Source organism: Stenotrophomonas sp. YJH_SMC_120 (genome assembly GCF_059368675.1).
Genome location: NZ_JCAFRY010000015.1, coordinates 1 through 11,193, shown reverse-complemented (window position 1 = coordinate 11,193; position 11,193 = coordinate 1). Strand labels below are relative to the sequence as shown.

Here is an 11,193-nt window from a genome sequence, read left to right as displayed (position 1 = left end):
CTCGACTCTACAGAAGCGTGGTCACGTCCACGCCGGATCTGCGGTGAAATCGATGGTCAGCCAGAACGTGCTGCCCCGAGCATCCAGCCTGACCGCGATCTCATCACGCATCGCATCGACCTCGCCCACCGAGCCCAAGGGCGTAGCCGGATCGGCCAGCACATGGATCTCGATGAAGCGCATCCGCCCCATCTTCGCCACGTGGCTGGTGAAACCGGCATAGCCACGCTCGGCCACGAATGCCTGCATGACCTGCTGCACGCGCCGGTCCAGATCATCCGGCGCCACCTGGAGTACTTCGCGCATGGCCTTCCACGCACTGCGCGCCGGTACCGGCAGTACCGCCAGGCTGATCAATGCCAGCACGATCGAATCCAGGTACGGCACCCAGTGGTGCCACTCACCGCCATGCAGGACCAGTGCCAGTACGAAGGCCAGCACTACCGCCAGGCTCATCAAGCCACCCAGCAGCCAGCCCCGTACATCCAGCCACAACAGCGCCGAGCGCAGGCGCCGCGCCCGCTGGGCGACGAACGCCGCCATCGCCAGGTTGCTGGCACTCAGCAGCGCCGCCCACCACAGCGCGGGCCCGAATTTCACCTCGTGTCCGCCCGTGGTCAAACCGATCACCGCGTTGGCCAGCGCATACACGCAGGCCAGCGACAGGATCACACCGCCCAGCGCCTCGACCATCGGCTCCAGGTGCCAGTAGCCGTACTGGAAGCGCGGGCTCTGTTCCCGCGCCACCAGCCGCAGCACCGACAACGACACCAGGGTCAGGGCAACGTCGACCAGGCTGTACACTCCGTCGAACAGGATGGCCTGCGATCCCACCAGCAGGCCACCGCTGAAGCCGACCACGCTGACCGCGATGGTGAACCCGATCGAGAACTTCAGGATGCGTTGCTCGCGCGCGGTATCCATCGTTCGCCGAAGGGCCGACCGTCGCCGGTCAGGCCTTCAGTACCTCCACCTTGTACGAGGTCACATCGCCGTCGTTCTCGATGATGAGCCCGTGCACGTCCGACTCGAAGCCCGGGAAGCGGGCATTCTGCTCACGGGCGATGCGCAGCGACTGGATGATCGGCTCATCGCTGTCGCCAAAGCGCTCGCCCGGCATGATGGTCGGAATGCCCGGCGGGTACGGCACCAGCATGGTCGCGGCGATGCGACCACTGACCTGCTCGATGTCGACCCGCTCGATCTCGCCCTTCACCAGGTGGTTGTAGGCATCGGCCGGGGTCATCACCGGGGTTGGCAGATCCACGTACATCTCGCGCATCACCTTGGCCACCGCGAACTCCTGGTTGAACGCATGCAGCGCGTCGCACAGGTCACGCAGGCCCCAACCGGCGTAGGCATTCGGGTAGTCGGCGGCCAGCGTCGGCAGTGCCTGGCTGAGCGGCGCGTTGCGGTCGTACAGTTCCTTGAACGCCATCAGTTCGGTGACCAGGGTGCTCCACTTGCCCTTGGTGATGCCCATCGAGAACAGGAACAGCACCGAGTACAGGTTGGTCTTCTCCACGGTGATGCCGCGGCCCCACAGGAACTTGCTCAGCACCGCCGCCGGAATGCCCAGCTTGCCCATGCTGCCGTCCATCGCCAGGCCCGGGGTCAGCAGGGTCACCTTGATCGGGTCGATCAGAACATAGTCATCCACCAGGTTCTCGAAGCCGTGCCAGTGCGCATCCGGCTGCAGGTACCACTCCTCGCGCTTGGCCACCATCGGTGCCGGCGTATCGCCCTTGTCCAGACTGCGCTCGACCTGGGTCGGTTGCCACACGCTGAACCACCAGTCGTCGCGGCCGAGATCATCGCGGACATGCAGCATCGCGCGGCGGAACGCGATCGCCTCGTCATGCATTTCCTGCACCAGCGAACGGCCGGCGTCGCCTTCCATCATCTTCGAGGCCACATCACAGGCCGCGATCACTCCGTAATGCGGGCTGGTCGAGGTGTGCATCATGAACGACTCGTTGAAGCGCTCGGCATCCAGATTGCGCTGCGCCGAGTTACGCACGTGGATCATCGAGGCCTGCGAGAACGCGGCCAGCAGCTTGTGCGTGGAATGCGTGGTGAAGATGATCGCATCCTGCTCGCGCGGCTTGCCCTTGGCCATGCCGTAGTGGTTCTCGTAGAACGGATGGAACGCAGCGTAAGCGTACCAGGCTTCGTCGAAATGCAGGAAGTCCACCGCGCTGCCGATCTCGTCGGCGATCTTCTCGGCGTTGTAGCACAGGCCATCGTAGGTGGAGTTGGTCACCACTGCGATGCGCGGCTTGGAGCCGGCCTTGTAGGCCTTGCTGGCCAGCGGGTTGGCGGCGATACGCTGCTGCAGCGACTCGGGCGTGAACTGGTCCAGGCTGATCGGGCCGATGATGCCATGCGCGTTGCGGCTGGGGGTGAAATACACCGGCACCGCGCCGGTCATGATCAGCGCGTGCAGCAGCGACTTGTGGCAGTTGCGGTCGACGAACACCACGTCGCCGCGGGCCACCGTGCCGTGCCAGACGATCTTGTTGGCGGTGGAAGTGCCGTTGGTGACGAAGAAGGTATGGTCGGCACCGAAGTTGCGTGCGGCCTCGTTCTCGGCGTCCTTGATCGGACCAGTATGGTCAAGCAGCGAACCCAGTTCCGGCACCGAGATCGACAGATCGCTTCGCAGCGTGTTCTCGCCATAGAACTGATGGAACGCGCGGCCGACCGGCGATTTGGTGAACGCCACGCCGCCCGCATGGCCAGGCGTATGCCAGGAATAGTTCGACTCGGCCGCGTGATGGATCAGCGCCTTGAAGAACGGCGGCAGCAGGTTCTTCATGTAGTCTTCGGCCGCGCGCATCACCTGCCGCGAGATGAAGCTCTTGGTGTCTTCGAACAGGAAGATGAAGCCGTGAATGTACTTGAGCAGCTTGCTCGGCACCTTCTCGATGGTGCGGCGCTCGCCGTACAGGAACACCGGTAGGTTGGCGCGGCGCGCGCTCTGCTCGCGCAGGAAGGCGGTCAGGCGCTGGAACTCGCCATCCACCTCTTCGCTGCCATCGATCGAGATCAGCACCGCCGACGCCGCCACGTAGGTGCGGGCACCGGCACGGGCATCATCCAGGTTCAGGCCGCACAGCACGCGCTGGTCGTTGCTGCGCAGCTCTTCCACCAGGGCGCGGATCAGGATGCCGCCGATGCGCGGCGACTCGTAGTCGTTGTCGATGACAATGACCGGGTAGTCCAGGGACTTGAAGTACACGTTGATTCTCCTTGTCTAACTCAGGAACGCTGGCCGCCGGCGCTGATCGCCGAGGCCTCGCGGGCGCGCTGCCGCTGCTGGCGGCGCTCCTCGCTGAAGAAGGGATAGAACACGGTGATGAACAGCACGAACAGGAACGCGTACTGCACGATGGTTCCCGACGAGCCGTAGATCGCCCACAGGCAGTAAACGACGGTCAGGCTGGTCAGGGTCCAGAACGCACCGGTGTGGACCAGGGTGTGCGAGCGCTCGACCACGAAGTAGCAGGCCACGCACGAGTAGATGTAGGGCAGCAGGGTCAGCACCACCGCCGCCGATGTGATCACGTCGAACTGTGCCGACGCGGTTTCCGAGGTGGAGGTGACCAGCACCGCCAGGGTCATCAGCACGGCCACGATCAGCACACCCTTGACCGGCACGTCGTCCTTGTTGGTCTTGCTGAAGATGCTCGGGAACAGGCCGTCATCGGAGGCCGCCTTGGCGCTCTGCGCGGTCAGCAGGATCCAGCCGCCCAGCGAACCGGCAGCGCCGATGAAGGCACACAGGCTGACCAGCGCACCGCCCCAGCCACCGACGGCCTTGGCCGCAGCCAGTGCGAACGGCGCATCGGAGGTCTGCAGTTCGCCATTGGGCACCATGCCCATGATCACCGAGGAGCTGGCGATATAGGCGATGGCAGCCAGGAACACGCCGGCCAGGGTGGCACGGGCCACGTTCTTTTCGGGGTTCTCGACCACACCAGCGGTGACCGAGGCCGACTCGACGCCAATGAAGGCCCACAGCGTCAGCGCCGCGGCGCTGGAGATCGCGCCGAAGTTCGATTCGCCGGACACGTTGTAGGCGCCCTTGAAAATGTCGGCATCGAAGAAGAACCAGCCGAAGATGGCGATGCCCAGGATCGGCACCAGCGCAAAACTGGTGGTGACGGTCTGCACCCGGCTGACGAACGCCGGACCGATCACGTTGGCGAAACTCAGCGCCCATACCAGGATCAGCACCGCGATGCAGCGCACCAGCGGCTCGGACAGGATCGGGAAGAAGTAGCTGAAATAGCCCACCGCGGCGATCGGAATGGCGACGTTGCCGATCCAATTGGCGAACCAGTAGATGGTGTTGGTCTGGAAGCCCATGTACGGCCCGAACCAGTCGCGCGCATAGGCGTACGGGCCGCCCGCCTTCGGTGCCAGCTTGCCCAGCTTGGCGAACACGAAGGCCAGCAACAGCGCACCGGCGGTGGTGATCAACCAGCCCCAGATCGAGGCGGTACCGATCTTGGCCAAGCTCGATGGCAACAGGAACACGCCTGAGCCCATCATGTTGCCGGCGACGAGGAAGGTGGCTCCGACCACCCCGATTTTCTTTGCTTCTGCCATGACGATCTCCGGTACTGACATGAGCCCGGCAGCACCGGGCGTGGGGACGGTTGCGCTGGCGTACGACCGCTGGCGCCTATTTGATGAAGTTGTATTGCAGGCTGCCCTGCACCCGGACCGTGTCGCCGCGCGCGCCGCCCTGCTGTTCCAGGCGGCCGTACAGCACCTCCATGCCCATCGTCCACGACGGCGCGGGGCTCCAGATCAGGTTGAATACGCCGTACCGGCTCTGCCGGAAGGCATCGGCCGCCAGTGCGGCGTTCCGCTCCAGGGTCAGCTGGCCGAAGATCAGGTTCGATCGCCACAACTCGGACCAGTAGTGGGTATAGCCGACGAAGCCGCCGTGCAGGTCCAACGCGTCGAGGCGGCCATCGGCACCGACCACCGCGTCCAGCCCGGAGCCGGTCAGGTCGGCGGTATAGCGGCTGAGGCCGCGTCCTCCCAGCGCACCGAACAGCAGCAGGTCGCGCTCGCCCACCGAGGCCGAGCCACTCAGCTGCAGGCCGCCGGCCATTCGCCGGTCGCGCTCGCCATCGCCGTCATAGGCCAGGCTGCGCGCCACCGCGCCCACCTGCAGGTGGCCCCAGTCGCGCTCCATGCGCGCGGTCACGGTTACGTCCGGCAGACGGTTCACCGCAGCCCGCTCATCACTGGCACCGGCAAGTTCAGTCTTCGGGTCTTCGGCCGCCACGGTCAGCGTGTTGCCCTTGCCCATCGTGAAGCTGTGGTGGATGCCGGCCACCAGCAGATAGCCGGCGCCGCCCGGCCCGGCGAAGTCCAGCGTGTCGGGCAGGCTGTCCGGGTCCATGAAGCTGGAGTAGCCATAGCCGGCATAGGTATTGCCGAGCTGTCCATACGCATGCCGCAGGCGGAACTCGTAGCCATCGCTGCTGCCGAAGAAGTCGTTCTCCAGATAGAAGCGCAGGTTGCCGTGCGTGGTTGGACGCCGCGCCTCGAAGCTGAAGCGGGTCTGCTTGGCGTGGATGTTGAAGTTGGAGACATCGCGGTGGCTGCCGCCCACCGGCATCGACGAAGGAATGAACTGATCCTCGTCGCCGGCCGCGCGCGAATCTGCGATGGCATCCAGCTTGGCGTAACCGCCGATGCGGATCACCGTATCAGTGCCGGGTATGGCAAAGAACCCCTTCAGATCCGGATCGGTCGGGCCCGCCGCACTGTCCGGTCGCGATGCCGCAGTGGACGGATCAGCGACCGAATCGCGCTGCGGCAGTACCGGCTGCGCCACACCCGGCACCTGGGTGCGATGGATCACGTCGGAAGGGGCGGCAGAGGCCATCGGCGCCATTGCAGGCGCGGCTGTTGCCTGCACAGGCGCAGCATCACGCTGCTCAAGCCGGTCCAGCCGTTGCTGCATGCGTTCCAGCGCCTGGCGCATGGCGGCCATCTCGCTCCGCAATGCCTGCGCATCCTCTGCATCACCCTGTTGAGCGTACGCCGGCGTGATCGCCAGTGCCCCCAGGCATGCCAGACTCAGTACGGCCAAACGCATTGCATCCTCCCCTGACGAACACTCGCATCACGGTTCCGGAGCGCATTCATGCGCCGCCCTGGCTTCGCGTTGCCGTTGCTGGAAATGCGGGTACTGCGTCGACGACATCGGCCAGCCTGCGCACGGCAGGCAACAGGACGATGACACTGCCCCGCCTGCACCCATGTCGACTCCATCAAGGCCGCGCTGCCAGAGAGGTGGCGACCGCAGCGGTCTGGGTAACAAGCACAGAGTGAGAGTGTCGTGAATGGCTGTGCCGGCCGACCCTGATCAGGGCGTGGCGAGCGCGGCATCCATCGCGCATTGACGCTGTATTCCATGCGTCAAAGGCTAGTCCGTTTGTCGCTTTTGGCCTTGATTGGAATCAAGGCACGATGCTTGATCTCAGTCACGATTCAGACGTGACGACGAACAGACAATGCGCAAGCGGTTGTGTTCGCCTGGGGCAGGAACGCAACAGGCCCGCATGTCACCATGCGGGCCTGTGGTCTACATCATCATGCAGGCGTGGATCAGCGCGGACCAAGCACCGTCTGCAGGTCGTCGCCCTGCGGCAATCCGGCCCGGCGCTGCACCTGGCCCTGTGCATCCTGGAACAGGATGCCCGGGGTGCCCTGGAACCCCATTTCCAGCATCAACACCTGGTTGGCGTCGAGCTTGCCGGCTATCTCGCGGCTGATGTTCGGCAGCGCTTTGATACCGCCACGGTCGAACTGGTGTTCGTTCTCCAGCAGCGCCGCGCTCGGATCACGTGCGGAGAGGATGGCTGCGGCCTTGGCCGGACTGTCCTCGCGGATCACACCCACCATGATGTGGCGCAGCTGTACCTTGCCGGCGTCGACCCACGGACGGGCCGCCTCCCAGAACTTGTGGCAATACGGACAGTTGGCATCGCTGAAGGTATAGACCACGCGGGGCGCGTCGGCCTTGCCATCACGTACCCAGGCGCTGGCTTCGAGCTTGGTCCACATTTTGACCGACATCGGTGCGGCAACCAGCTTCTCGACCGCTTCGGCAGCCACATCATTACCTTCGGCATCGAACAGGCTGCCCACCAGTACGTGCTTGCCATCGGCCGTGACATAGGCCGCTGCAGGCTGCTGCCCTCCCACCACGCCAGCAAAACCGCGCAGGCCGTCCGGCGCATCGAACTCGGCAACGACCTCGAAGCCGTGCTTCTCGATGCCCTTCAGCACCGCTGGACGGTCGCCCTTGGCGGCAGATGCCGGAGCAGTCGTCGCCGACGCCGTAGCGGCCTTGCCCGGCGGCGTCTGTGCCTGGCTGCAGGCGGCCAATGCCAGCATGACCGGCAGCAGGAGCACCGCCGGGGCGGTGCGCAGGGAAATCGACAACATGGGAACTCCGTAGTGAGATGCCTGCGCAGGCTACCGCAGCCGGCGCAGTTTGTGTTCAAGGCCGGCCGCAGTCAGTTCGCCCAGGTGCAGTTCACGCAGGCGCCCATCGGCGTCGAAAAAGAGCGTGGAAGGATATTCCTGAACGCCGAGCACGGTGGAAGCAGCAGCGTCATCATCCAGCAGCACGTTGCCCAGCATCAGTCGTTCGCCGGCCAGGAAACCCTGGACCTCATCCAGGGTTTCGCCCTGGTTGAGGAATACGAACTGCACGTCATCATGTGCCTGTTGTGCCGTCGCCAGCACCGGCATCTCACGGCGGCAGGGCCCGCACCATGTGGCCCACAGATTCAGCACCAGCGGCTTGCCGCGGAATTGCTGCAGATCGATACGATCGCCTTGAAGGTCCGCCACCTGCAGCGCCGGCAACGGCATCTGCCGCTCCTGCCATGCCGACAGCAACTGGCCACCAGCGACCCAGAACAACGCACCCACCAGTGCGCTCGTCAGCACCGGTGCACGCAACTGACGCCACGGCCGCAGACGCCATAATCCCCACGACAGCCCGGCCACCAGCACCACCATCAGGTGATAGCCACCATCGGTGACCTGCAGAATGCTCCAGGGCTCCGAACGATAGAGCGCGAAATTCAGCACAACAAAACTGACACGACCACACAGCAGGCCGATCAGCAGCATGTCCAGCACCATGCCTGCTGCCGACGGCAGCGGCATTCCCACTGCCCTGCGCGGCCAAAGACGGGCAACGATCATGGCCAGCAACGTGCACATCAGGATCAACACCACCGGCATCGGTACCGGTCCAACACTCGACATCAGCCCACCTGTTCAAGTTCCACTGCCTGCATGGTCAAAGCGTCACGCCCAGGTTGCAAGCGCTCGCCCGCCCCCATGGTCAGGCCGCACTCCGCCCCAACTGCATTCCGGGGGACGCCTGCAGGCCGCGCAGACTTCCGGCCACCGACGGCATCAACGGTCGCTCCCGTCGCTTGCAGTTGACGTGGCGGCGATAGTTGGCCGGTGTCATGCCCACGATGCGGAGGAACAGACGCCGGAACGCGCTCTGATCAGCGTAGCCCCCCCCCCAGGCCACCTCCTCGATGCCTGCGCCCTGCTGCAGCAGGGTCTGCGCCTTGGCAATGCGCAGCCGTTGGCAGTATTCGATCGGCCGCAGACCGGTCGCCCGGAGGAAGCGCCGCTGCAGGGTGCGCGGTTCCAATCCGGAAACCTCGCAGATTGCGGCCAGAGTGGCTCCTCGTGCCGCAGTGGTATGCAGCCAGCGCTGGGCCTTCAGTACATCGCGGTCACCGTGGGCGAAGTTGGCACTGAAACGCTCAAGATCCTGCTGGATTCCTGCGGGCACGACGATCCCGAGCTGTTGCGCGACCGCGCTCGCCACGCCCTGCCCGTGCAGCCGGTACAGCAAACGCAGCCCGAGGAAACGCCAGGCCTGCGATCCGCCAACCGTCAGCAGATCGCCATCGTCGACCAGCGCCCGCTCACTGGGCACCCAGCTCACCGCCTGCGCCTGCAGCCCAGGATGTCGCCCCAGATCGGGGCCGCTGACCGTTCTTCCGGCCAGCAGTCCCGCACGGGCCAGTACACCGACCCCGTCGCTGGCAGCAGCCAGCAGGCTGCCCCCGTCGTAATGGGCCCGCAACCAGTCCAGCAGGACCTCTTCGGCGCGCAGACAGGCTCCGGGGCTGATCTGGCCGGGAACCGCGATCACCGCGAGAATGGCGGCGTCGAGCATTTCAGCACCCGCGATGCGGTGTACACCGGTCTGGCTGGCGGGAACGATCCAGCGGGTGACAAGCACACGCTTGAAGGGTCGGCGCTGCTGTTGGGCCAGGCGGTTGGCGACGTGGGCCATTTCGGCCAGCACAGAGGCGGCGGAGGGGTCCCCTCCCGGATATTCGACCACCGCAACCTCTACGAATGCTTCGTTCCTGACTCCCTCCACAGACCACCTCCTCGGTTCGTTGCAGGCCATCGAACGGCCGGTTCAGGCGAAGGGTAGGAACAGGCCCATCTGCGGGGCTATGAAGAAAGTTGCAAAGTGGGCTGAATGCGCGCACCGAGCTGAAGCCTTGACTCTCGACCAGACTCCAGGCTTCACAATGGCCGGCAGGATCCGCAGGAAAGCTGCCATGAACATTGGACAACTGACCCGTCAGGCGGGCGTGCCGATCGATACGGTCCGCTATTACGAACGGCAGCAGCTGCTGCCGACGGCGGCGCGCTCGGCCGGGGGTTACCGCATCTTCGGCGAGCCGGATCTGCGCCGGCTGCGCTTCATCCGCCGCGCCAAGGCACTGGGCTTCAGCCTGGAGGAAATCGGAGAACTGCTCGCGCTCAGTGATCACCACCAGCAGGACATGGGCAGCGTGCGTGACACCGCGCAGGCCCGCCTGCAGGACATCGCACAACGGATGGCCGAACTGCAGCGCATGCACATCGCGCTGTCGCAGCTGGTCGACGCCTGCCCCGGCCATGGCGCGCTGGACCAGTGCCCGATCCTGGCCGCTCTGACCGACGACACCACGGCCGCAGGCGACTGACATCGGCTTCGCAACACGCGTGAAGAAAAGTGCAACAAATGCTTGCCAACCCCCTGGGGCAAGGCTATTATTTCGCTCCTCAGCGACGTGGGGCCATAGCTCAGCTGGGAGAGCGCCTGCATGGCATGCAGGAGGTCAGCGGTTCGATCCCGCTTGGCTCCACCAATCTTTCGGCATTAGGCCGTCGAAAGGTCGCTAAAGAACATTGATGAGAATTGCGTCCCCATCGTCTAGAGGCCTAGGACATCACCCTTTCACGGTGGCGACCGGGGTTCGAATCCCCGTGGGGACGCCACTCATCACGAACAACGAGGACCCGGCCGATAACCGGGTCTTTTTTGTTCACCGCCTACCGGTATTCAGGGTGTGGCGTTGCGGTTCCCCTGCCCTCGTGGCTGCGGTTGAACCGGAACGAAAAAAGTTCAAAAAAGACTTCCACAAACGTGAACACGCAGGTATGATAGGCGGCTCGGTAACACGGGGCCATAGCTCAGCTGGGAGAGCGCCTGCATGGCATGCAGGAGGTCAGCGGTTCGATCCCGCTTGGCTCCACCACTTTCGACATTAGGCCGTCGAAGGTTCTACAACTTGAAGTTTTTCATGCGTCCCCATCGTCTAGAGGCCTAGGACATCACCCTTTCACGGTGGCGACCGGGGTTCGAATCCCCGTGGGGACGCCAGTTTCAAAACGGACTCTGCTCCCGGCAGATCATCCGGAGTTTCATGGGGCCATAGCTCAGCTGGGAGAGCGCCTGCATGGCATGCAGGAGGTCAGCGGTTCGATCCCGCTTGGCTCCACCACTTCGACATTAGGCCGTCGAAGGATCTACAACTTGAAGTTTTCGTGCGTCCCCATCGTCTAGAGGCCTAGGACATCACCCTTTCACGGTGGCGACCGGGGTTCGAATCCCCGTGGGGACGCCAATTCTTGAAAACCCTGGCTTCGGCCGGGGTTTTTCTTTGCCTGAGATTCCCGTGAAAGCCCTGTCCACGCATGGCGTGGATCTTATCTCTTGCCAATCTGGCACCTTGGGTGCCGAGAGCCCGGCGTGGGCGACCGTGTGGATCCAGGTCTTGCGACCGAGAAGTAGCTTGGGTCCCCACGCCGGATTCTCCCTGAACCGCCCGAACAGTT

The 11,193-nt window shown here is 64.4% G+C and carries 8 protein-coding genes and 6 tRNA genes; 7 read left to right on the top strand and 7 right to left on the bottom strand.

The window, feature by feature from the left end; translation table 11 throughout:
• Window positions 1-21 precede the first annotated feature (21 nt).
• The 7 genes from AC5P60_RS15970 to AC5P60_RS15940 form a co-directional block, all read right to left on the bottom strand.
• Complete coding sequence (locus AC5P60_RS15970) at window positions 22-924, bottom strand: cation diffusion facilitator family transporter (RefSeq protein WP_005410066.1); 903 nt, start codon at window positions 922-924, stop codon at window positions 22-24.
• A gap of 28 nt (window positions 925-952) precedes the next feature.
• Window positions 953-3,241 (bottom strand): Orn/Lys/Arg family decarboxylase, encoded by a 2,289-nt coding sequence (locus tag AC5P60_RS15965; protein ID WP_005410067.1) that lies wholly within the window; start codon window positions 3,239-3,241, stop codon window positions 953-955.
• A 20-nt stretch (window positions 3,242-3,261) separates the two neighbouring features.
• Complete coding sequence (gene adiC, locus AC5P60_RS15960) at window positions 3,262-4,614, bottom strand: arginine/agmatine antiporter (protein ID WP_495201772.1); 1,353 nt, start codon at window positions 4,612-4,614, stop codon at window positions 3,262-3,264.
• A 76-nt stretch (window positions 4,615-4,690) separates the two neighbouring features.
• Window positions 4,691-6,124 carry a DcaP family trimeric outer membrane transporter gene (locus AC5P60_RS15955; RefSeq protein WP_049453610.1) on the bottom strand — a complete coding sequence of 478 codons (1,434 nt, stop codon included), beginning with the start codon at window positions 6,122-6,124 and terminating at the stop codon, window positions 4,691-4,693.
• Window positions 6,125-6,636: 512 nt separating this feature from the next.
• Window positions 6,637-7,479, bottom strand: a complete 843-nt coding sequence (gene dsbG, locus AC5P60_RS15950) for a thiol:disulfide interchange protein DsbG (RefSeq protein ID WP_033833931.1) — start codon at window positions 7,477-7,479, stop codon at window positions 6,637-6,639.
• Window positions 7,480-7,509: 30 nt separating this feature from the next.
• Complete coding sequence (locus AC5P60_RS15945) at window positions 7,510-8,313, bottom strand: TlpA family protein disulfide reductase (RefSeq protein ID WP_483693268.1); 804 nt, start codon at window positions 8,311-8,313, stop codon at window positions 7,510-7,512.
• 79 nt (window positions 8,314-8,392) lie between these two features.
• A complete protein-coding gene (locus tag AC5P60_RS15940; protein WP_483693269.1) occupies window positions 8,393-9,460 on the bottom strand; it encodes a GlxA family transcriptional regulator in 1,068 nt (355 codons plus the stop codon).
• Between the two features lie 187 nt (window positions 9,461-9,647).
• Here AC5P60_RS15940 and AC5P60_RS15935 point away from each other — a divergent pair, with 187 nt between their 5' ends.
• From AC5P60_RS15935 to AC5P60_RS15905, 7 genes are all read left to right on the top strand, one after another.
• The gene (locus AC5P60_RS15935) at window positions 9,648-10,058 is read left to right on the top strand and encodes a heavy metal-responsive transcriptional regulator (RefSeq protein ID WP_483693270.1); all 411 of its coding nucleotides are present in this window, start codon (window positions 9,648-9,650) and stop codon (window positions 10,056-10,058) included.
• Window positions 10,059-10,147: 89 nt separating this feature from the next.
• Window positions 10,148-10,223, top strand: a tRNA-Ala gene (locus tag AC5P60_RS15930).
• A 54-nt stretch (window positions 10,224-10,277) separates the two neighbouring features.
• Window positions 10,278-10,353, top strand: a tRNA-Glu gene (locus AC5P60_RS15925).
• A 184-nt stretch (window positions 10,354-10,537) separates the two neighbouring features.
• Window positions 10,538-10,613: transfer RNA gene (locus tag AC5P60_RS15920), tRNA-Ala, on the top strand.
• 49 nt (window positions 10,614-10,662) lie between these two features.
• Window positions 10,663-10,738, top strand: a tRNA-Glu gene (locus AC5P60_RS15915).
• Window positions 10,739-10,783: 45 nt separating this feature from the next.
• Window positions 10,784-10,859 (top strand) — tRNA-Ala (locus AC5P60_RS15910).
• Between the two features lie 47 nt (window positions 10,860-10,906).
• Window positions 10,907-10,982 (top strand) — tRNA-Glu (locus AC5P60_RS15905).
• Window positions 10,983-11,193: the final 211 nt, after the last annotated feature.